Genomic DNA, 23,549 nt, shown 5'->3' with positions numbered 1-23,549 from the left:
AGACTCCTCTCTTGTTCTCAAAAGAAAATAGACCTAGCCTAGCACGAACACAACTAATGCAAGCGCTAAATATTCACGAAATTATATGTTAATTCCTTGAAAAAGAATTTGAGTCAATACATTAAGACAATACCATTTGTCTTAATAATCAGTCAATAATTGTTTAAATTTAATGCTGTACTAGAATCCGAAGCATCCTTCGCAACGGTTCTGCGGCGCCCCAAAGCAGTTGGTCACCAACTGTAAAAGCTGACAGATATTCGTCACCCATGGCCAGTTTGCGTATACGCCCGACCGGTATCGACAAAGTACCGGTAACGGCTGCCGGTGTTAGCTCTCTTGTTGTCGCTTCACGTTCGTTTGGAACAACCCGTACCCAGGCATTCGAATCAGCAATAATGCCCTCTACTTCGTCTAGCGGTATATTTTTTTTAAGCTTCATGGTCAGCGCCTGGCTGTGGCAGCGCATTGCGCCAATTCGAACGCAAGTGCCGTCAATAGGTAATGGTTGATCCTTTTTGCCAATAATTTTATTGGTTTCAGCCAAACCTTTCCATTCTTCACGGCTTTGGCCATTGGCTACAGCTTTATCAATCCAAGGAATGAGACTGCCGGCAAGTGGAACACCAAAATTGGCTACTGGAAAGTTTTTATCTCGCAAGGTACCAGCAACTTCACGATCGATATCCAGAATACTGGACGCCGGATCGTCCAGCAATTCTTTGACGACGCGATGCGCTTCACCCATCTGCTGCAACAGTTCACGCATGTTACGGGCACCGGCACCCGATGCTGCCTGATATGTCATGACATTAGCCCATTCAACCAGGCCTTTTTTAATCAACCCACTAACCGCCATTAACATCAGACTGACCGTACAATTGCCACCTATATAATTTTTTACGCCATCATGCATTGCCTGTTCGATGACAGGCATATTCACCGGGTCGAGAATAATGACAGCATCATCATCCATGCGCAATGCTGATGCGGCATCAATCCAATAACCCTGCCAGCCGGACTGTCTCAGATCCTTGACAACCTTGTTGGTATAATCGCCTCCCTGGCATGTCACAATGACATCCATTGCTGCAAGTTCAGTCAAATCGTAAGCATCCTTCAGCGATGGAACATCCTTGCCAACATCCGGGCCCTGTCTACCTTGTTGGGATGTGGAAAAAAACACAGGATCAATCAGGGAAAAGTCGTTCTCTTCACGCATACGCTGCATTAAAACAGAACCGACCATACCACGCCAACCGACAAAACCAACCTGCTTCATTGTTACCCCGCCACACTAAAAAACATCATTTGTTAAAAAAAATTCTCAATCAACCGCTTGCCATAAGGCATCATCATAACATCCCAACAGTCTCTTTTTCTTACTGCAAGCATTTGTCTGGGTGCTTAAAACGCGGATAGAACCGCATCACCCATTTCTCGCGTGCCAAGCACATGCATTCCCTGACTTGCAATATCGCTTGTTCGCAGCCCTTGTACCAATACTTTCTTTACTGCTTCTTCAATGTGTTGCGCAACATCTTCCTGGTTGAATGTATAACGCATCATCATCGCAACCGAGAGAATGGTGGCAAGCGGATTGGCAACATTTTTGCCGGCGATATCCGGAGCGGAACCATGAATCGGCTCATACAGCCCCTTATTATGACTGTCAAGTGAGGCAGATGGCAGCATACCAATCGAACCCGTTAACATCGACGCCTCGTCAGACAGTATATCGCCAAACATATTTCCGGTTACAATCACATCAAATTGTTTGGGATCGCGCACCAGCTGCATGGCCGCATTATCAACCAGCATATGCGACAATTTAACGTCCGGGTATGCTTTGCCGGTTTCTTCCACCACATCGCGCCATAATTGCGTGCATTCCAATACATTCATTTTATCTACCGAGCATAGCCTGCGATTTCTTTTCTGAGCAGTCCGGAAAGCGACATGCGCTATGCGCTGGATCTCGGCTTCGTTGTAAACCATGGTATTGACGCCGACACGCTGACCGTCACGCATTTCAATCCCACGCGGCTTACCGAAATAGATATCTCCAGTTAGTTCGCGCACAATCATAATATCCAATCCAGCCACGACATCAGGCTTCAAACTGGACGCTTTGGCCAGTTCGGGGTAGAGTATTGCAGGACGCAAATTAGCAAACAGATTTAGCGCCTTACGAATGGCGAGCAGGCCCCTCTCGGGCCGTTGTGGCCGCGGTAACACATCGTACTGCGGTCCTCCAACAGCTCCCAACAACACGGCATCAGCCCGGGAAACCAATTGGTGCGTCATTTCCGGATAAGGTTCACCGGTTGCGTCGACTGCGCTCCCACCTATTAACCCGTACTCCAGTTCGATATCGAATCCTTCTGCTTTTAAAACATCCAATAAGCGCACCGCCTGCGCGATAATTTCAGGCCCGATGCCGTCACCAGCCAAGACTGCTATATTCATAATCGTTATAAGTTATTGTTACACAAACAACCAAGGTTGTTGTTTACGCCGTTTTTGCTCAAATTCTCTGATTTTATCCGCGTGCTGTAACGTGAGGCCAATGTCATCCAGACCATTCAACAGACAATGTTTCCGAAATGTATCGACAGAAAATTCCACACGTTCTCCAGCAGGCGTGGTCAACACCTGTTCCTGCAAATCTACGGTTAACGTATAGCCCTCCGTTTCATTTACTTCACGAAACAATTGATCCAGAATGTTTCCATTCAGCACAATAGGCAACAATCCGATTTTGAAGCAGTTATTAAAAAAGATATCAGCAAAACTGGGAGCAATAATGACCTTGAATCCATAGTCCTGGAGCGCCCACGGTGCATGTTCACGACTTGATCCGCAACCGAAATTGTCTCTTGCCAATAGAATTCTGGCAGACTGGTAACGGGGTTGATTCAAGACAAAATCCGGGTTTAGCTGTCGCTGCGAAGCATCCATTCCCGGCTCGCCATGATCCAGGTACCGCCATTCATCAAATAGATTCTGTCCGAAACCCGTACGCTTGATTGATTTCAAGAACTGCTTTGGGATAATGGCGTCGGTATCGACATTAGCACGATCAAGCGGCACAACAATACCCGTAACTATTTGAAATTTATCCATAATTAAATACTTACTGTGCGGTACGCTCCAGTGCTTCACCCCCCTCCTGAATATCCTTACCAAGACCAGCCATTGTATTGCAAGCCGTTAAACCAAATAATGCAATGAAAGCGATGACTATCGCAAAAAGTCTCATCATGTTCTCCTTCAGAGGAATAAAAATTATGGTAGTCGCTGCAATAATCAAGTTTACGGCATTCGGGGCGCATCGAGCTCGTTTACATCAACGAAATGACCTGCAACAGCAGCAGCGGCCGCCATCACAGGACTAACCAGATGAGTACGGCCTCCGGGCCCCTGCCTGCCTTCAAAATTGCGGTTGGATGTTGACGCGCAGCGTTCGCCTTTTGACAGCCTATCATCATTCATGGCCAAACACATTGAACAGCCCGGTTCGCGCCATTCGAATCCGGCTGCCGTAAAAATTTTATCAAGCCCTTCCTGCTCGGCCTGCTGCTTAACCAGTCCGGAACCGGGTACTACCAGCGCTAACTTGATTGTTGAAGCGACGCGCCTGCCTTTTATCACTTTTGCTGCCGCGCGCAAATCCTCAATTCGCGAGTTTGTACATGAGCCGATAAAAATCTTGTCGAGTGCAATCGACTGAATCGGTGTATTGGGCTGCAGCCCCATATACTTTAGTGCTTGTTCGATATTCTGTCGTTTACCCTGATCAGTAACACCCGCCGGATCGGGTACACAACCGTCTATCGTTGTCACCATTTCAGGCGAAGTACCCCAGGTAACCTGTGGCCGGATACCGGCAGCTTCCAAGGAAACTGTCTTGTCAAACACAGCATCCGTATCGCTATGTAATGTACGCCAATAGGCGACTGCCTGCTCCCATAACCCACCTTGCGGCGCAAACGGTCTTCCCTTGATATATTCAATTGTGGTATCGTCAACGGCAATCATCCCGGCGCGCGCGCCGGCTTCGATGGCCATATTGCACAGCGTCATGCGGCCTTCCATGGACAGCGACCGGATCGCATCACCGGTAAATTCAATGGCATAGCCGGTACCTCCAGCCGTTCCTATTCTGCCGATTATCGCCAGTGCAATATCCTTGGCAGTCACGCCCAGTCCAAGTTTTCCTTCGACCGCGATACGCATGGTTTTGGATTTGCTAGTTAGCAGGCACTGCGTGGCCAGCACATGTTCGACTTCCGAGGTGCCGATACCAAACGCAAGACAGGCGAAGGCGCCATGCGTACTGGTGTGCGAATCCCCGCAAACCACAGTCATGCCCGGCAAGGTGGCTCCTTGTTCAGGTCCGATTACATGCACAATACCCTGACGCACGTCACGCATTTTAAACTCGGTAATACCCAGCTCGTCACAGTTTTTATCAAGCGTATCAACCTGAAGACGCGACACGGGATCATTAATTCCAAAATCACGGCCTGATGTCGGCACATTATGATCCGCCACAGCCAGTATCGAATTCACCCGCCATGGCTTGCGTCCAGCCAATTTCAGACTTTCGAACGCCTGCGGGCTGGTGACTTCATGAACCAGATGCCGATCAATATAAAGCAGCGCCATGCTGTCGGGGGCATTCGATTCAGTATGGACAAGATGTTGATCCCAGAGTTTGTCGTATAACGTTTGCATCGTGCACCCGTATTGAATTTTATAATCTCAACTGCAAATTATCACATAAAGTATAATCAAGAAACAGCCATCGGCCTTTACGGGCGCGAAAATTTTTTAATCTTCAAATTGATCAGGGTAAAATCGTGGCATTGCTCTCAAAGCTGCCGCATAAAAAGATGAAAGAAAAAGCCACTCCGCCAATTGTCCGCCTTTTCCGTTTAGTCCGTCTGCTACTACAGGTTGTATCGGGAATTCTGCAATCTATTGTTTATCCGTATTGTTCCCGTTCTATACAACAGCGTATGATGAAAAACTGGGCGAAAGGAACGCTAAAAACCCTGAATATCACAATAAATGTTATCGGTAGTTTTCCGAACCGGAACCATCAGCGCGCGCTTTTAATTGCCAATCATGTTTCCTGGCTGGACATCTGTGCAGTCATGGCGGTTTGTCCGACACAGTTTGTCGCCAAATCCGAAATCCGTAACTGGCCGGTTATCGGCTTTTTAAGTAAAAGGGTAGGCACCCATTTCATAGAACGTGCAAAACGAAGCGATACAGCGCGACTCAATCAAGAACTCGGTAATGTTTTAATTGCAGGCGAACGCGTATGCATTTTTCCCGAAGGCGGCACCAGCGACGGCACGCAGACACTGCATTTTCACGCATCGCTGCTGCAATCCGCAATTAATGCCCAGGCACTGCTGTATCCTGTTGCAATTCGCTATCTGGACACAGCCGGCAGCATATGCCACGATGCTGCCTATACCGATATCTCACTTGCAGCCTCACTGAGAAAAGTTTTATGCCAGCCTCGTATTGAAGCAGTATTAAACTGCAACGCGCCAATTTACAGCGCAGAAAAAAACCGGCGCGAACTGGCACGCATGTCGGAAGAAGCAATTAACCGCAATTTGTCACAGCCAGCCTATCACAGCGAATCTGAAAAACCCTCTTATCTTCCAAACGCATAGCGGACAGCCGTCCATTCCATACACAACCGCTGTCAAGCGCGGCCACCGAGCTTGTTACATGCAGCCCCAGGGCTGACCAGTGCCCGCAAACAATCGTATAGTCCCGATTCGCGCGCTGCGGTATCTCAAACCATGGTAAAAAACCGGCGGGGACATCCTTCGGCGCACCTTTGTGTGAAAAATTCATTCGTCCATCGACACTACAAATGCGCATACGCGTCATCGCGTTGATGATGACGCGCAAACGTTCGGCACCTGTCCAATCGTCGCGCCAATAATCAGGTGTATTACCGTATAGATGCGCAAAAACATACCGGTAATCATCACTGCGCAAAGCCGTTTCAACTTCCCGGGCCAATTGAGCTGCTTTTGGAATAGACCAGTCAGGCAGTAAACCAGCATGAACCAATGCATAATCGCTTTCAACGTAAAATAATCGTTGATGCCGCAACCAGTACAGCAATTCGTCACGGTCAGGCGCGTCTAAAATCGATTGAATGGTATCGCCGATATTGTAACGCGCAATGCCGGCGTCAACCATCAACAAATGCAGGTCATGATTACCTAACACTGTAACCACTGCATCACCTGACTGTTTGACAAAACGCAATGTTTCCAGCGACTGGGGACCACGATTGACAATATCGCCAACCAGCCACAACCGGTCGTGTCCGGCATCAAACTTAATCAAATCAAGCAGCTTTCTAAATGCCGAATAACATCCCTGAATATCGCCGATTGCGTAGGTAGCCATGTAGATTATTCAATTTGCTTAAAGCACAGTCAGTTTATTATTTTAATTTTTCCCAATTCAAATTCTGTCGTATAATTTTTGGCTATTCTCAAGAACACATAGTTACAAAAAACAACGACCAAAACAACGACCGAATTAACTGCTTCAAACCAGGTTACACTTAATTATGACGCGCTGTTATCAAATTAGGTAACGGAATGATGTTGAAAACCGGTTTACCACCAATAAATCACACACTATGGTTTCAAGTGATTGCTGATAAACGCGCTCAGGATTTCGATCCATTCATCTCGCATCGCAATAAAACCATCATTATGGCCGTCAGACAAAGTTAAAAACTGTTTAGGCTCAGCGGCGGCGCTGAACAATCGCTGTCCGTGTAAAAATGGCACGATTTCATCATCGGGACTGTGTGCCACAAACACCGGACAGCTGACAGATTTCAGGTATTCCAATGTATTGTAGTCGAAACGGCTAATCCAGCGCACCGGTAAAAAAGGATAAATCGTTTCAGCTAGTTCGGGTACGGACGTAAAAGTAGAGGCGAGCACCAATATCGCCGGGTTATTGTGCGCAGCCAAACGTGCCGCGACGGCTCCACCCAGAGATTCGCCATACAGCACAATCCTGTCTGATTCTATACTTCTAGTGCCGGTTAAATACAGCCATGCCGCATCAGCATCCGCATACGTGCCGTCTTCTGTAGGCACACCAGTACTCTGTCCATAACCCCGATAGTCGAAAATCATGGTATTCAGCCCAAGGGCGTGAAACATGGATAAATATTCGAGCCGGTGTGAAATGTTGCCTGCGTTACCGTGCAGAAACAACACGGTTCCCAGCGCATCCGGAACCGGCACAAACCAGCCGTCCAGGGTTTCACCATCGCCCGTATTAATTGCTACAGTCTCATAGTTCAATCCAATCTGACTGGGCGTAGCGACAATTTCCCGGCCCACATGCGGAAAATAAATCAGACGTGATTGCGTAAAAAAAATCAGCAGGACAATTACGCCATAGCCACATCCAAGCACGATAAGCAGGCTAAACATCGTTTTCATTAGCGATTTTCCTGAAATAAAACCGAATTATTGATTGCGGCTTTGGCTTAAATCAATCTCTCCTTGTATGCACTACAGGCAATAGCAGTCTATTGTCAAAAGGCGCAACGTCAGAAGCGCCAGACCTTGGGCGCTGACAAGCCCACCTACAGGGCGCTACCGTGGTGTTCTGCAACTGTGTTACAGTACTTGAAAAGGGAGCAACCCTTTCCAGCGTGCTGTACCTTGCTGCATAACACCATGGTAACGCAGTGCCTGGCAATATCATATTGATAAGTACTAGTAATATCATATTGATAAGTACTAGTAATATCATATGGATAGGGTCTAGAATCGGGGTTGACGCAGATCAATAGTGATGTCAGCACCCAACCCTTTCGTCTTAAACGCGGAATCGCTGAATTTTGGAAATCCCAAAACCGGTTCCGGATTGTTCGACAAACCAAAAGGCTCGCCCGGCAGCAGATTTTTTTGGCGTTTTAATTTACGGTCTGCATCCTTGTCATGATATGCCGCGACAGCATATGTGCCATGTTGATCCAGATTGATACACACAATATGCTCCTCGCCGGTTGCCGGTATCCGGACATGACGTTTACGTCCATGTTTCAGTAAAAAATGGTGGGGATTATCATACAAACCGACGGTCAGCATACCGCCAAAGCTGACGCCATTGACAGTCACCCTGATTTGAGAAATACCCGGGTTACATTCATCAGCAGTTTCATGCGGACGAATATCCAGCTGTTGCGCGGCTTTTGCCGCGGTTGCAATTGTCAATCCGAGAATCAGGATTGTCAGGAAAACGATATACGCTTGGTTTTTTAACGTTGTCATGCCGCATCTTCGAATAAGTAAAGCATAACCCGATCATATCAGATTCTTGCCAATCCGAAAAAACGACAATATAAGACCGCGACAACACAGGCCTACTTGATACAGACAAGCCTAACCTGATGGATATCGGTAATACCCTGCAGTACTTTCTCTATCCCGTCCTGTTTCAACGTCCGCATACCTTCACTCAATGCGGTAACCAGCATCTCCGCAACCCTTGCTCTTTCCTGAATATTTTTCTTCAGCGCATCCGAAGCAGTCAATAATTCGTGCAAACCTACACGCCCGCTGTAGCCCGTTCCCGCACACTGGTCGCAGCCCACTGATTTGTAAAGGATGATCTGACCTTGCTCGTCGCCATACTGTTTTTTCCAATCTGCCAGTATTTCGGTGTAGGCTTTGTCAATATCAGTCCTGAAATGATCGATATGCCTTAATTCTTCACAATATTCGGCCAGCAACGATTGTATTTCCCGCGCACTGGCTGTATAAGATTCTTTACAATTTTTGCACAAACGTTTGGCCAGACGCTGCGCCAAAACACCAAGCAGGGCATCGGCAAAATTAAACGGATCCATACCCATATCGAGCAAACGTATGACCGACTCCGGCGCACTGTTAGTATGCAGCGTTGCAAAGACCAGATGACCGGTCAATGAAGCCTCGATACCGATACTGGTGGTTTCCTTGTCGCGCATCTCACCAACCATAATAATATCGGGGTCTGCCCGTAAAAAGGATTTCATGACTACCGGGAATGTCAGGCCCGCTTTAACATTCATCTGCACCTGACGCAAGCCTTTCTGCGTAATTTCTACGGGATCCTCAGCCGTCCAGATTTTGGTTTCCGCCCGGTTAAGGTGTTTCAGGATGGAATGCAATGTAGTGGTTTTACCTGAACCAGTCGGGCCGCAAACAAAAAACAGCCCGTAAGGCTTACTGATAATATTTTTCAGTTCATTCAGATTGTGTAACGTAAAGCCCATTTTGTCGAGCGGAATCGGTTCTCCGGCAGCCAGAATACGCATTACAATATCTTCGAGCCCTCCAGCCGAGGGAATAGTCGCCACTCTGAGTTCAATATCTAACGGTGCAAATTTTTTGAATTTGATCTTTCCATCCTGCGGGCGGCGCTTCTCGGAAATATCCAGATCGCACATGATTTTGATACGGGTTACCAAAGGGTTGCGCAAACTGGCGGGAATTTCTATATATGGCATCAACGATCCATCTTTGCGGAAACGGATTTTGGTTTTCTCCTTGCCCGGATAGGGTTCAACATGTATATCTGAAACACCCATTTTATAGGCATCAATAATAATCTTATTGACCAGTTTAACCAGTTCGTTATCCGATGCGGCGGAGGTCTCGTCAGCTTCCTGGAATTCTTCATTTTCATCTTCCAGGCCGACCAGCATGTCGTTAATATCACCGACGTCGATTTCATCCGAGCTGCTACCGTAAAACAGATCAACTGTCTGCTTGAATTCGCGTTTGGTTGTGACTGTATGAATGACTTTGAACTTGGGAAAAATATTGTTAACGATACGAAGTGACTTGATCCGTTCAGGATCCAGTGTCATTACGACCAGCCCATCCTTGCTGTCATCAATAGGCAGCCATGCATTTGTATTCACATAATCTTTTTTCAAATTGCGCAGCAAGTCTATCGGTTTTACCCGATCGGCTTTAAAGGGCTCATACTTCACATCGAAAAATGACGCCAGCGCCTGGCCAATCAAAGGTACGGGTATTTGGAATTCATCAATTAACACATCTTCCAGATCACATCCTTTTTTCCGTGCCGATCGTGTTGCCAGCTCGAATTCCCCCGCTGAAATAACCGCATCCAGCACCAAATGATCATACTTTGATTTAAGCAGTTTGAAAGATTTCTGCCGCTGCTTGAGCGCGATAGCTAACGTTCGCGTAATTTCTTCGGCACCATCAACGAATATTGGTGAAAAGGGCTTGTCCTCTTTATTATTGATAACCTGCATGACACCGACCAATGCATTGTCATCTGCGCTCAATATTGGCACCACAAGCACTTGTTTGGTCCGGTAACCCGTACGCTTATCTACATCCTGTAAAAAGGTCAGTTTCTCATTTAATGACTTCAATTCGCGTTTATTGTACACATCTTCGATATTGACAGTTTTTTTTTGCAACCCGACAAATCCCGCGATGCTATGCTCGTTAACCGCCAGTTTCAAATCCTGAAACGAATCAAGTCCTGTTTTTACCCTGGAAGACAAATACGTTTTATCATCGCTGAGTGTATAAATCGTCAGCCGGTCAGCATTGAATAAACTACAAATATCCTTGCTGACTTCCAGCATAATTTCGTCAATATCGCTGGCTGCATGTATTTTATTGGTAACTGTTTGCAGTTTTTTAGAAAAACTTAAGCGATCACTGATGTCGGAAGACTCTCCATCAGCCGGCTTGATTGCAATCGTTGTATTCATTCAACACTTCTCCATGATACTTTAAAAATCGAATATCTGATTTTTCGCTAATCTGCGCGGATTGAATCTTCCGGCACATGCCAGTATTTCGCGCATCGTCAATTCATCTTCACCCTGTTTTAAATGCGTAACATAGATTTTTGCATCAAGTTTGAGTTTTTCCAACTCGGCGCATAATAAACTCGGACACAGGTGCTTTGATCTTATGGCAATATCCCGTTTTGCTTCACAAAAAGCGGCTTCAATAATAAGATATTTCAAATTTTCCATTGTATTTACGACAGACCAGAGCGCATCATTAGTAGTCGTGTCACCGGTAAAAACCAGGCTCGAGCGGCCCGAATCCAGCTGATAGCCAACCGCTGGCACGACATGATTGGCAGGCAATGCAGTTATCATCCTGCCATCCAAATCGATTGTTTCGCCAAGGGAAATAACTCCATACCGCATGTAGGGGTCTTCAGTATTTGGAATTTTTGTAAAATCAGGCCAAACCAGCCAGTTAAACATGTGATCCCGTAAAATGCTAATCGTCTCCCGAGTCGCATACACAGTAACCGGTTTTTTACGGAGGAATCCAACAGTATCAACCAGAAAAGGAATGAAAGCGATATGATCCAAATGAGAATGGGTAACAAAGATATGATCAATTTGAATCAGCTCATCCAGTTTTAAATTCCCAACGCCCGTTCCCGCATCGACCAAGATATCTGAGTCGATTAACAGGGACGTTGTATCTGAATCGCTGCCGATACCCCCGCTACACCCTAATACTTTGAGCTTCACTTAACCGCTCCACATGATTATACTATTTAATAAGTCGCACTGGTGTTGATGACAACTGCACCACCCTGCTCCCGCCGATTCCAGCAACAAGATCTTAAGATGCCGGCCGCGTGCGCTAATGGCCGCTCGATCACAGTTTAACTTCGTCGCAAATTGCTCGATTATCTCGGACTATTACCTGCAGTGATATGATAGCTGCACGCAATCTGTTCCTGGCCAAATAATTGCGATACTTTTCACAAGCATTTCAGCCTTCTCAGCAAATCCTGATGACACTGCTTGATCGCCCTGAGCCCAACAATTCAAGTCCATAACGCAGTACCAATAACAATTGCTAGATATACGCATGAACGCCACCTAAAATTAAGGACTATTAAATTCCATTCCATCATGCCCCGCTGTCAATACCGAATAACAGACGCAAAAAATCCGATTTACGCTGAAGAATCATTGACATTGAATAAACTCTAAAATTTCATCTTTTTGCTGTAAAGCATCATGATGCCCCAGTTCAATCAAAGCCTTGCAAAATGATGCTTCAAACAAAACGTAACTCAACAGTGTCGAACCATTTGGATTCATCGCACCAACAGCGCGATAAAGAGAACGCATTGTAAACGGCAGCGATTGTGCAAACTGCTGTGCAATTTCATTGATTTCAATGCTTGGCGAAATCATCATGGAATCAATCGGTCGCAGAGTAATTTTTTTTTCCCGATGTGCTTCCGGCGGCACCAGTTTCAGTGTTTGATTAATTCGGCGTAAACGTTCAAGATCCACATCAAGACCGTCAACAAAAATACTGTTCATGGCGTGGCCGGCGATTTGCGCCAGTGAAGGATAATCAGAAGTACTCACGCGCCCAGGCAGCTCTCTTGCCACCTTATGCACGCCCAGAATCATAATTTTGTCTGCGCCAAGGTGAAGTGCCGGACTAATGGGCGTCAATTGACGCATTGAGCCATCCCCAAAAAATTCACGATTTAATTTGATTGGTGGAAAAAAAAACGGAATTGCCGATGAGGCCATCAAATGCGAGACACGAATCTGCGTTGATACGCCGACCCGCTGTGCGCGTTTCCAGGGCTCAATTTCATGTGCTGCCTGATAAAAAGTAACAGACTGACCGGAAGTATATCCCCAGGCTGTTATGCCCAAGGCATGTAGCGAACCTGAACGGATGCAATGTTGAAGCATGCGCAAAGGTATCTTACGTGACAACAGCGACTTCAGCGGTGCATTATCCAGCAAAGAGATTGCCCGGTGGCGACCGTAGTCATCTGAAAACAAAGATACCAGGCAATGCATACTGTTTTTCAACACACCCAGAAAATCAGAACGGTACACTTGCCCCACATGAAAATTGGCCCATACATCCTCAAGTTGACGCACCCCCTCCTGAAATTCATTTGCAGCAACAGCCAAGCTAGCGGCGTTAATTGCGCCCGCCGATGTCCCGCAAATTACCGGAAAAGGATTACGTGCGCCGTCGGGTAACATCTCGGCAATTGCACGCAACACACCCACTTGATATGCCGCTCGTGCACCTCCCCCGGTCAGCACCAAGCCGACTTTTGATTTATCATCATTTGACTTTTGCCTGGTATTTATTGTCCGTAACAACAAACTATGCCTTTATTTTTCAAGTGCATCCTGCAAGGTATCCTCGCTTAACTGATTCAACGATTTAGCTAATTTATCAGCTGTTTCACAGGCTTCTTCAGGCAGCTTTTGGCTATCCAGACAAGCTATAAATCTCGCAGCCGCGCCAACTGCTTCCAGCAAGCCTTGACGCTCCGACATTAACATCTCGATTTCGGCACGCAACATTGATATTTCCTGTTCTCTTAAAATTGTATGATGCATGATATTACCTTTTAATTATAGATGCAGTTAAAATATATCAGTAAATATACCAGAACGTTAAATCACTCAAGCCTTAAATTCTGTGCTATTTATCACCTTTTTCGCATATATTTTCTGCACACCGACAGAATATTAAACACCATGCAAACCAACAGCACATTTCAATTATTTCCTGAGATCGAACCTTATCAACAGGGGATGTTGCCAGTGGATTCGATTCATACAATTTACTGGGAACAATCAGGAAATTCCGCAGGAACACCGGTTGTTTTCTTACACGGCGGACCGGGAGCGGGATCGACACCGTCTCACCGCCGATTTTTCGATCCATCGTACTACAGGATAGTTATACTCGATCAGCGCGGTTCCGGACGTTCAACGCCTTTAGGCGAATTGCGCAATAACACGACACCGCTGCTGATTAATGATCTCGAGCAACTAAGGCAACATCTCGGCATCGAAAAATGGCTGGTTTTTGGAGGGTCCTGGGGCAGCACCCTAGCACTTGCCTATGGCGAAACCCATCCAGATCGTTGCCTGGGGCTGATTTTGCGCGGTATTTTTTTATGCCGAAAACAAGAAATTGACTGGTTTTTGTATGGGCTGAAAATTTTTTTTCCGGAAGCCTGGCAAACATTTGTCGCTCAATTGGATACAGCCGAGCGCAACGATATTCTTTCTGCTTATTATCAGCGTATAAAAAACCCTGATCCGGCTGTTCATATGCCCGCTGCACGCAGCTGGAGCATTTACGAAGGATCATGTTCGACGTTGCTACCCAGTCCGGAAACGGTAAATTATTTCGCGCAAGATACGGTGGCACTGGGCCTGGCACGCATGGAAACGCACTATTTCAGCCACGACATTTTTCTACCGGAAAATTCGCTATTGAATAATGTACATAAGCTGCACAAAACTCCGGCAATCATCGTTCAAGGTCGTTATGATGCTGTATGTCCGATTATCAGCGCAAATGACTTACATGAGAAATGGCCCGAGGCAGAATACAAGATTATTGACGATGCCGGACATTCGGTATGGGAACCCAGTATACTTCACGCACTAATTCAAGCAACCGAGAAATTTAAACGGCTTTTCGCAACGAAATAAGCTGTCGGCAGAAGCGGTCCCGGTTGCTTGGGCGCTAGCTAAAACAGTGCAAAAAAGAGAAACAACTCCTGCCAAATCGTTCAGACAGCCGGGCAGTATGGCGTATACGCGAAGTAATCGTTGAGTAATTCATTGCCCCGTTCAACAATGCACCTAAAAATATTATTATTGGATTTTGATGCGATCAATGAATCCGCTCACGACAAATTGAAAAGCCGCTTCTTCCATGGACAGAAAGATCAATACCGCATCCTGCCATTGTGTATTTGTGCCGTTACAGGACACTGACAGAGTGCGGGGCCATCATGTAGATTAGACTAAGCACCCAGACGTATCAATACAATTGATAGCAATAAATTTTCTCAGAATTTACAAATAATTTACATTTTTATCACAAAATTTTTATGCCAGCTGGATTAGAATCTTTTCAAGTGATAAATGAGAAAATTTATTTTTTGGAGTTATTTATGGAGGTTTGCTTGCTTTTTGTGAACGTTATATTAGACCGCTCTAATCTATAAAACCGCCATAATGTAGTCTACCACAAATTTTCTCAATTCTCTTAACGGCCAAGAAATCTCGAGATGCCCTAAATGAGAATCTTTTTACACTTTTTACACTGCGCGAAATGGAGCGATCTTCTGTATCCAGTACTAAAGAACCGTATTAGCGGACCAGCAGACAGTAAAGACAAAAATGCTGCATGTTTATTTCTGGTGGTACACGTGCATAAAAAAGGTAGTTAAATAAATAAACATACATACATATACACAACCGCAAATAATAACCGCACAAAGGCAAATGACTAAATGGATAAGACTGAAAATTCACCTGTTATAACCGAACAATTTGTTGACCCGGTCAGCATTGACGGACCAGAGCAAGCTTGTAAACACTCGCTTGTCAATACTGATTTAAATGAGTTTTTACATATTTATGAGGAGCTTGTTCGCAGCCGCTTTTCAGCAATTAAAAACACTATAAAAACACTTTCCATTTATCAACACGATCTAGATTTTGTCACTCACGCACAGCGTATTGCAATGGATCAGTTGCACTATATGTTGCCTGTCAGTTTATTGGAAGACTCCTGGGTAGCTGGCCTAAACTTGCGTGCGCTGTATTCATACTGTGTTTTCCATAGTTTTAAGGAATGTGTCGCTAAGGCACGTTTTGATCAGGCATCCTGGCGCGACTGTTATGTATTAAATACAGACTTCATACATTCCTGCGGATACCACACGGTAAATATCAGCTCCTGTGCAGATGGTCGTCTGCAAGGATTGTTACCTTTCATACTCCGAATCGGGCCTAGCGAATCTGTTTATATCAAGTCATATGCCGGCACAATGTTTAATATCGAAGAAAACATTGTTGATTGGGCGCATCGTGAGCTCGAGCGGTTATCTGGCGGCCTCCCCGGCCATGAAAATAACAATTACTTGAAAATAGCGGTATATCACTACAGCAGTTCGAATCCTACCCACCAAGGTTGTGCCGCACATGGCAGTGACACCAGGAAAGCATGCGAATCCGCGCTGGCAAGGCTAAATGAATTGCGCGCCGCCATAAATAATACTTATGGCCGCGGAGCTGCACCAGATATTCTTTTAATTGGCGTTGATACAGATCTCGATTCCATTCGTGTTCACTTCCCAGATGCCAGCGGCAATATTCTTCCTGACCGTTATGTTGATAGCGGCGATGTATATAAAAAATCGCTAGGAATGGATCAAGAAGCTGCTCGGACATATATTGCAGAATCTGTGTCCAAAGCAGAATCGCAAAATGGGATCAATCAAAAAAAAGATAAGATGGCAACAGGCATGCGAAACCTGGTGCTTGGCCTGGTTGAAGCCAATCTATCGCAAATTGAATTTGTAATTCAATATCATGCCGGGCGTTATCGGGTGATTGGTCATAACGAGCGTTTCATCTGCGCCGGTGAATCCATGAAAGAATTATATTTGCGCAATAAATATTATTTCGCCCATCTGAACACAGTTGAAGAAGGTGCAGCCGACTTAGATGTGGGCATCAAGATTTTTACTGAACTTAATATCAAGCATGGTTTGGCAATTCCCATACTAGTGCATTATCACTACTCTTCGCATGTGCCAGGTGCGCGTAATCGCACAATAAGACGTTGCAGGCGTGTCAAAGCAGCAATAGAGGCACGTTATTCACAACTCCATGAAAAAGGCTTGCTTTATTGTCAAATTGCAATAAGTGATATAGCTGGCACTGAACGTTGCACGTTCGTTGAAGATCAGGTCAAAGAAGCCGGACATTAAGACGGCCGGTTTTGTCGAGGTAGTTTTTATAAAACAAATAGCGTCACAGAGATTCGAACAAATGATCGCCAGAAATAGAGAAGGCTTAGCCGGTTAATCTTAAACGGTGTTAAAAACAAACGAACTGACCACAGCAACTGTGACAGTTCGTCGAGTTTTAACAAATCTCAGTCATCATTGTTTATCGATAACGTTTTTATCGAATTTAACCCACTCGCCTGCAGGCAGGTAACGATAGAGAGTCCCTTCTTCCGGTTCTAGCACTACAAGATGCACCCACTCATTATGATAAAAATGCTGCAATAGTTCATGTTTAGCAATTAACTTTTCAATTTCGTTACGCGGCGCCTCAACAATTGAAACCAGGCGCATTGGTTCATGGAATGGCAGCTCTCCATCCATTACTGTCTGCCATGATAATCCAAGACGAAGATCGCTCCAGGGCCCTGCCATTACACCAAAATTTCCGGTCACATTATGATAAATTTTACTCCCGCTACCATACACATCATAATCAGTCGTTGAAAAATAGTGTTCCATATTGATCCATTGTGCGACCACCTGAGGCGCGGTCATCAGGACTTCAAGGAAATTGAATTCAGGATCAAAACGATAATCATACGAATGCAGGAAAACACGCCCGCGCAAATCCAGCGAATCAGTCAGTGCACGTCGTCCGATCACAAAAGCGGTATTGCTGGACAGCCCCCACTCAGGCCTTACCTGACTCCAGTCCGCGCTTCTCTGAATTACATGCGATTTAGCCTCGCTATGTGTCAAAGCGTTCTCAATATCCGCGAATCGACTGCAGCGCTCCTGGCTCGTTCTGCGCCCAGCTTCATCCAGGTATTCAATCAATCTTGCGATATCCTGACCATGTGATAAAGGAAAATCTTCCAGATCGAACAGCTCCACCTCATCCGTTGTCGTATTCACCTGACCGGCAACGAAATAGGTATCAGACGGGATTTCAATACCGCCTTTGGCCAATCGCTCTCTTACCAGAGGATTATTCGCCATCATGACAAAAACGCGCGCATTTGGTTTGCCTTCATTTCCGCCACAGGCACCGCAATCCAGCGCCGACTCATACGGATTATTATCCGATTCACTGCCATGTCCGCAAATCAGCACCAATCGCGCAAAATTGGTGGTAAGGCCCATGATGCGCAATGCGTTGCCGACTGTCTGCACCTGGTCCTCTAAAGAAAACCCGGTTTGCAGAATATGTTCTTTCTGACAAGAAATTTCTTTTTGTTCGACACCGTAGTGGAGCTGTAAGCGGCTGACTGCGTCAGATAGTCTCTCTTTTGAAATTCCGGCTTTATCGGCCATTTCGATCAATGCGCCATCCAATTCTATCTCGGAATTCAAGATATGTTGCCACAAGGCATTAACCAGATTATTCGGCACCTTCCATCTACTTAGGCCAGTAACATTCTGCAGCACTTTATAAATGACACCCTCATACTTAACCTTCAGCATTTCTTCGGTTTCAGCTTCACTCGGCTTGTCAACCGTGATCGTCGTCGAGATAGCCGGAATAAGCTTCTTCTGGAGCCAGTTACTCGCATTCAGATAGAGTCTTGGCAATATGGTTTTGCCGAACATCTGTATAGTGTAAAACAGGCCGACCGCTTCAACCATAACGTAAGTCGTAATCGCGTTATGCTTCAAATCATGAAGCAGTGTATGACTCGCATGAATCATGCTGGTACGATGTTCATACATCGGCAGCATATTTTCCAGATAGCTGCGCGGTATCTCATGCACTTCAGTTTTAGGGCCGACAATAACCGGGTATTGTTCGGTTTGATGTTCATGTTCCCAAAAACTGTGCGTAATCAACACGCCAAAGAAACCTGCAAACCCGTACGTCTCATTTGGTCCCAAAGCTTCCAGATGACGTCTGAAGGGTTCAGAGCGCACATCGATACAATAAACCGATTGTGTATGTGGGCGCACTTTGTCTTGCACCTTGTTACGCGCCGATTCGTCGCTTTTCGCTTTTGATTCAATAATTCTGCCGAGTAATTGCTCCTGATAGCCCGCCTCAAAAGCTCTGAGCCATACGGGGCCATGATCCGATTCCGGAAATGCGGCTATCCAGTCATTCAGCTTTTTCAGATCTGCCGGAGAACAATCCAGCAAACTGGACGGCTCTATCTTCAGCGCTGACGCCAGCAGGCACAAGCTTCTAGACAGCTTGTTCTGCGCCGCCCTGACGACTTTAGGATTACCGTTCTCCCAGTAATGATTGAACAGATCATCCCAGTTTGCACCTTTGCGATGCGACAGACGATCGACTTCCGCAGAGTAAGCTGCCGCTAAGCGGCCTGCATTGCGCTCTCTACGCAAAAAATATTCACGTGAGGAATTTTTCATGAAAGAAACGATTTCCGGATAACGCCCGTCAATACCAAGAAACTGATCACAGTATTTTTTGACTAATTCACGCTCATACCAAAGGCTAACCGCAAGATACTGAACCAGATCGATGGGATATGCGTTTTGCCATACATAATTATCCTGTTTGGCACGCCACTTGATATAGCCAACCCAGCCGGGCAGGATACTCATATGCAGCGTTAAATATTCCTTCCATGCGTTCTGCGGAATTCCGAGTGTTTGCAGGCAGTCTATTACGACATATTCCGCGTCATCGGGAAGTTGGGCAATTTTTTTCCCAAGATTATCAATTCCGCAGGTTGACCATTCATCCGACAAGGTGTTTTTCCATTTTACAAAAAAACCTTTTTCGCGACCGGTCATTTCCCAGGTGGTATACCCTTCATCAAGAAACGGCTCACATCGGCCGACCAGATCGCTCACCATCACATCGACAATCTGCGTATCCAGTACCTTGTCACACCACTGTGCGATGGTCATTGTCCGCACCAGCGCAGCTTCATCTTGTGTAGCCACATCCCGTAGTTTCTCGGCGGCATTCTGTGCTGGAATAGCGGATGCGAGTCGATCGGACAGTGCCTTGACGAGTTCATAATCCGAGTCGCTTGGTGTATTGACACCGGATAAATCTTCCTCAGCAGAAGAAATGCGTTCAGTCAGGCATGTGCGCAACACGTCCTTATGGCCTATTTGACGCGAACCGATCAGTATCTGCTCATTTTGTACTTGTTTTTCAAGTACTGAATCAACATGCCGAGGCAGAATTCTCCCTAATTTAAAATACTTACGGTACATATAATTCGGGAGGTAGCCCTTACCGTTCAGATACTGCTTACCGCGGTGCGCCGCTTCGTCAAATTTAAGGTATTCAAGGGAATGCAGCGGATTATGATGCACAAACGTACGCATTGGCCAGAATCCGGCGATCACTTCATTAGCCGATTTAACGTCGTCGCGCAGTTTTGTACGAAGACCATCGACATCGGCTCTCACCGCAATCTCGTCTTCCTTCTCATTTACTAATCCCACCCCCGCTAAGGTATTACTGGTAGTCAATTCTTTTAGTTTCATGATACAAATTCCATTAAAGTTACAATCATTGGGGACATTAGATTAGATGCCAGCAATATCGCTTGGCAGCACCCCCAACGCAACGCTAATCAATACTATTATCAGAAGAGATGCAAATTCCGACTGATGCAATCTAATCTGGCGAATCTCCAGCTGTTTTTGACCAAAGAGCATTTTCTGCACCATGCTCATAATGTACCAGGAGGCCGCTAGCCATGCAGCAAGGATAAATATCAACGGAATATACGTTGCATATGCAGTGGTCAGAAGCATACCCACAAAGCCGGCAAAAACGCCAAATGGCGGCATGCCCATTGCAGCCAGCGCCACCAGCGTCAACAGAACGGCAAACTGCGGCATTGACCAGACAAGACCATGAACGGCTCTCATATCCACATCATCGCCATATTTGCTGCAGATGACCTGCCAGGCAAGCATAAGACCGGTTGCCATCAGAGCTACCGCAACAAGATAGATGACATTCTGAGGCGTCACCGTTTGCGATGATGCCAGGAACCACCAAAGAATTGCAAAGAAAGCGGAACTGCTATAAGCCAGAACCAAGGGCACTCGGGATTGGAGCATTGCCTTGAGTGTTGCGAAAACGATACTGACCAGGGCCAATATTGATATTGAATACGCCATATCCTCCGGCACTTCCACTATCAGACCAGCCAGATTATTCAAACCGAGAACAGGTAACAAAAATATCATAAATGCCGGCAGACTACCCGGCAACCGCGTAACGGCCATTACGTAACCCGCTTGCAAAGGAAGAAGCGGCAACAGAACCGCGCTAACCAGTAATGAAACAATCAAAGCAGCTGAAGCATCAGCACCGGCAGAAAAGCCGGCACATACGGCAGCAAAACCGGAAACGCCAATACCCGTCCAGGATGACGACCACAACGGATTGCGGTACTTAAACAGCAGAAATGCTACCAGGCCCAGTATTACAGCCAGGAATATCTGGCTCGTGACGCCTTCGCTTGTCAAAGCACCTAACCCCAGCCCAAGAAGCACGACGGTCATCAGCGAGCTGAGTGGGTCGTCATGGTTGTTGAACTGCACGAGTAACGATACGCAAGCCGCCAGCGGCAGGAGATAAAGCAATAACGATCCACCCGCTGATGTTGTGACCTGTCCTGACAATACGATCACGCTCGCCAGACTGAGCAGCGTGACGAGAGTCAGTAACATCTTCAGCTTATTCGGCTGGGACCAGACCGCAAAACCCAGTAATCCGCCCAACAACGGCACCATTGTCAAAATTAAAGAATTTGCTTCAAATGTCATTTCGACCATCCTTTATCATGCCCAACGATTCGATTTAGAACGCGCGAAAATACCCGTCCTAACCCTTCATACATTTTTTCAATATAGAACCGATTCATAGATAACGTGTATAAACGCACCTTAAACGATTTTATCCAGCCAGGCACACGGATGGAACCGCCTTTTGCGCTAATATACATATACGACCAGGTTGTAATAATTACCAAAGAGACGGCAACCACAATGGTACTAAAAAGCCAGTCAGGAAGCGCTGCAGCCTGCAGATAAAATTCGACTTCCGCCGGATCCGGATACAGAAACGCCGTGAAAGTCTCAGCAAGAAACAAATAAATAAATATGATGAAGAACCAGACAGATATCATACTGGCCGACACTTTCCATGATGCCACGCCTTGAATGCGTGTAAGCGACAAAATCGCCTGCGTAGAAGTTATCCAAATAAAGAACAGGAAGATCATCAATCCCTGCGACTCAAGTAACGGCATATCAAGCACATCATGTATAGCGAGAAGAATAACCAGCGGAATCAACAAAGTCGTGAATAACCCTGTAAACCATGTCAGAAAGGAAAATTCTCTAGGCTTATCGGAATGGCCCACATGCGGCATGCCCGGATGTTTACGCGCATCATGAATCACATTACCGCAATACAGAAAGACCGAACCTTTGAAGAAACCATGCGCGATCAGATGGAACACGGCTAATGCAAAAGCGCCCAGTCCACACTCCATAATCATGTAGCCCATTTGGCCAATCGTCGAATAGCCCAGCTTTCTCTTGATATCGTTTTGCCTGAGCATCATGAGACCGCCGACAATAACGGTTATCAAACCTATCGCAAAAGCAAGATGCAGCACCGTTGGACTCATACCAAACAATGGCGCCAGACGATTGATCAAAAATCCACCCGCATTGATAATCCCCGCATGAAGCAAAGCATGCATAGGCGTCGGTGCAAAAAGGGAACTAGGCAGCCAGATATGGAAAGGAAAATTAGCGGACTTACACAATCCGCCGATCAAGAGGAATAGTGTAACAGCTGTCGCACCGCTAATCTCAATACCCGGAAGCGGTGCAAGCAAAACGGACGTTTCAGCTGCTCGTTCAAAAAGCGTGCCAAATTCGAGTGTGCCATACAGCTGATAGGCCAGCACAATACCCGTTAGAAACGCGACGTCCCCTACCCTTAGCAACGTGTACGTTCTAAATGCACCCGCAAGCGTTGGCCCATGAGAATGGTTATGCGCCAGGATATAAAGCAGATAACTCAATAACTGCCAGAATATGAATAGCATCATAATGTTCGCACTGGAAACCATGCAAAGCAATACGAAAACCGTAAACGCCATCAGTGATAGATATCTTCTGGCGTTATAATCCTGGAACATATTACCGACAGAGTAGGTATAAACGATCATGCCAACGCAGGAAATCAGCGTCATCATGACGGCACTCAACCGGTCAATATAAAAACCCATTGGAAACACCAGGGAAGCAAGGGATTCCGGATCATAAAAACGAATAGTGATCGGTCCCTCCGTTGCCACATGCCAAAGCGTCAAAGCAGAGCCAATGAATGCCGCGCCGAGGAAATAGACTGCAAGTTTGGCGCGTTTATGCAAGGAGTCACTGCCCCCTGCAACTACAATAAGCGCACCTATTAATGGAAGTAAGGGAACTAAAACAACGATAGACATACAAACCTCATAAACATATCCAGATTGAGTGGGTTATAAAAAACTGTGAATGCGCTTAAGCATGTTGCATAAAAACATATTTTATAATAAATGCTTTTTAAGTTTGCGTTAAGATTTCTCGTGTATTTTCTGCATTTAATTTATCTAACGATACGATAATTATTTCATTATATAAATAATGACTGCTTTAAATCCCAAGCC

Annotated in this window: 18 protein-coding genes; 3 read left to right on the top strand and 15 right to left on the bottom strand. The window is 45.9% G+C overall.

What is annotated here, in order from left to right:
• Positions 1–169: 169 nt before the first annotated feature.
• From asd to leuC, 5 genes are all read right to left on the bottom strand, one after another.
• Positions 170–1,282, bottom strand: coding sequence for an aspartate-semialdehyde dehydrogenase (asd, locus tag BMY60_RS00455; RefSeq protein ID WP_090330345.1), 1,113 nt, complete (start codon positions 1,280–1,282; stop codon positions 170–172).
• 125 nt (positions 1,283–1,407) lie between these two features.
• Positions 1,408–2,469, bottom strand: coding sequence for a 3-isopropylmalate dehydrogenase (gene leuB / locus BMY60_RS00450; RefSeq protein ID WP_090330344.1), 1,062 nt, complete (start codon positions 2,467–2,469; stop codon positions 1,408–1,410).
• Between the two features lie 18 nt (positions 2,470–2,487).
• Complete coding sequence (leuD, locus tag BMY60_RS00445; RefSeq protein ID WP_090330342.1) at positions 2,488–3,126, bottom strand: 3-isopropylmalate dehydratase small subunit; 639 nt, start codon at positions 3,124–3,126, stop codon at positions 2,488–2,490.
• A 10-nt stretch (positions 3,127–3,136) separates the two neighbouring features.
• Complete coding sequence (locus tag BMY60_RS00440; RefSeq protein ID WP_143057313.1) at positions 3,137–3,265, bottom strand: entericidin A/B family lipoprotein; 129 nt, start codon at positions 3,263–3,265, stop codon at positions 3,137–3,139.
• A 50-nt stretch (positions 3,266–3,315) separates the two neighbouring features.
• Positions 3,316–4,740 (bottom strand): 3-isopropylmalate dehydratase large subunit, encoded by a 1,425-nt coding sequence (leuC, locus tag BMY60_RS00435; RefSeq protein ID WP_090330341.1) that lies wholly within the window; start codon positions 4,738–4,740, stop codon positions 3,316–3,318.
• Between the two features lie 125 nt (positions 4,741–4,865).
• On the opposite strand from leuC, the gene BMY60_RS00430 reads away from it, so the two are divergent.
• Positions 4,866–5,696: a lysophospholipid acyltransferase family protein gene (locus tag BMY60_RS00430; protein ID WP_256250594.1), complete on the top strand. Its 831-nt coding sequence runs from the start codon at positions 4,866–4,868 to the stop codon at positions 5,694–5,696.
• Here the strand turns inward: BMY60_RS00430 and BMY60_RS00425 are convergent.
• From BMY60_RS00425 to BMY60_RS00395, 7 genes are all read right to left on the bottom strand, one after another.
• On the bottom strand, positions 5,626–6,450 hold the full coding sequence (locus BMY60_RS00425) for a symmetrical bis(5'-nucleosyl)-tetraphosphatase (RefSeq protein ID WP_090330339.1): 825 nt from the start codon (positions 6,448–6,450) through the stop codon (positions 5,626–5,628). The genes BMY60_RS00430 and BMY60_RS00425 overlap by 71 nt on opposite strands.
• 236 nt (positions 6,451–6,686) lie before the next feature.
• The gene (locus tag BMY60_RS00420) at positions 6,687–7,511 is read right to left on the bottom strand and encodes an alpha/beta hydrolase (protein WP_090330337.1); all 825 of its coding nucleotides are present in this window, start codon (positions 7,509–7,511) and stop codon (positions 6,687–6,689) included.
• Positions 7,512–7,838: 327 nt separating this feature from the next.
• On the bottom strand, positions 7,839–8,348 hold the full coding sequence (locus BMY60_RS00415) for a DUF2141 domain-containing protein (RefSeq protein WP_090330335.1): 510 nt from the start codon (positions 8,346–8,348) through the stop codon (positions 7,839–7,841).
• Between the two features lie 92 nt (positions 8,349–8,440).
• Positions 8,441–10,819 carry a GspE/PulE family protein gene (locus BMY60_RS00410; RefSeq protein WP_090330334.1) on the bottom strand — a complete coding sequence of 793 codons (2,379 nt, stop codon included), beginning with the start codon at positions 10,817–10,819 and terminating at the stop codon, positions 8,441–8,443.
• Positions 10,820–10,840: 21 nt separating this feature from the next.
• Positions 10,841–11,605 carry a 3',5'-cyclic-nucleotide phosphodiesterase gene (locus BMY60_RS00405; RefSeq protein ID WP_090330333.1) on the bottom strand — a complete coding sequence of 255 codons (765 nt, stop codon included), beginning with the start codon at positions 11,603–11,605 and terminating at the stop codon, positions 10,841–10,843.
• A 447-nt stretch (positions 11,606–12,052) separates the two neighbouring features.
• On the bottom strand, positions 12,053–13,228 hold the full coding sequence (locus BMY60_RS00400; protein ID WP_256250593.1) for a patatin-like phospholipase family protein: 1,176 nt from the start codon (positions 13,226–13,228) through the stop codon (positions 12,053–12,055).
• A 12-nt stretch (positions 13,229–13,240) separates the two neighbouring features.
• Positions 13,241–13,435, bottom strand: coding sequence for a hypothetical protein (locus tag BMY60_RS00395; protein ID WP_371264171.1), 195 nt, complete (start codon positions 13,433–13,435; stop codon positions 13,241–13,243).
• A gap of 177 nt (positions 13,436–13,612) precedes the next feature.
• Here BMY60_RS00395 and pip point away from each other — a divergent pair, with 177 nt between their 5' ends.
• Together pip and BMY60_RS00385 are read left to right on the top strand one after the other, a co-directional pair.
• Positions 13,613–14,581, top strand: coding sequence for a prolyl aminopeptidase (gene pip, locus BMY60_RS00390; RefSeq protein ID WP_090330507.1), 969 nt, complete (start codon positions 13,613–13,615; stop codon positions 14,579–14,581).
• An 809-nt stretch (positions 14,582–15,390) separates the two neighbouring features.
• Positions 15,391–16,875 carry a carboxysome shell carbonic anhydrase gene (locus BMY60_RS00385; RefSeq protein WP_090330330.1) on the top strand — a complete coding sequence of 495 codons (1,485 nt, stop codon included), beginning with the start codon at positions 15,391–15,393 and terminating at the stop codon, positions 16,873–16,875.
• A gap of 174 nt (positions 16,876–17,049) precedes the next feature.
• On the opposite strand, the gene BMY60_RS00380 is transcribed toward BMY60_RS00385, so the two are convergent.
• From BMY60_RS00380 to BMY60_RS00370, 3 genes are read right to left on the bottom strand one after another with little or no spacing between them, the layout of a single operon-like run.
• The gene (locus BMY60_RS00380) at positions 17,050–20,355 is read right to left on the bottom strand and encodes a DUF2309 domain-containing protein (protein ID WP_090330329.1); all 3,306 of its coding nucleotides are present in this window, start codon (positions 20,353–20,355) and stop codon (positions 17,050–17,052) included.
• A 42-nt stretch (positions 20,356–20,397) separates the two neighbouring features.
• Positions 20,398–21,651, bottom strand: coding sequence for a proton-conducting transporter transmembrane domain-containing protein (locus BMY60_RS00375; protein ID WP_177166518.1), 1,254 nt, complete (start codon positions 21,649–21,651; stop codon positions 20,398–20,400).
• Positions 21,648–23,348 (bottom strand): NADH-quinone oxidoreductase subunit 5 family protein, encoded by a 1,701-nt coding sequence (locus BMY60_RS00370; RefSeq protein WP_090330326.1) that lies wholly within the window; start codon positions 23,346–23,348, stop codon positions 21,648–21,650. The genes BMY60_RS00375 and BMY60_RS00370 overlap by 4 nt, the downstream gene beginning before the upstream one ends.
• Between the last annotated feature and the right edge of the window lie 201 nt (positions 23,349–23,549).

Origin of the sequence: Nitrosomonas sp. Nm51, from assembly GCF_900111165.1 — a bacterium.
Classification (GTDB): domain Bacteria; phylum Pseudomonadota; class Gammaproteobacteria; order Burkholderiales; family Nitrosomonadaceae; genus Nitrosomonas.
Note: the sequence above shows the minus strand (reverse complement) of the source record. Positions and strands in the feature narration are given on the sequence as shown.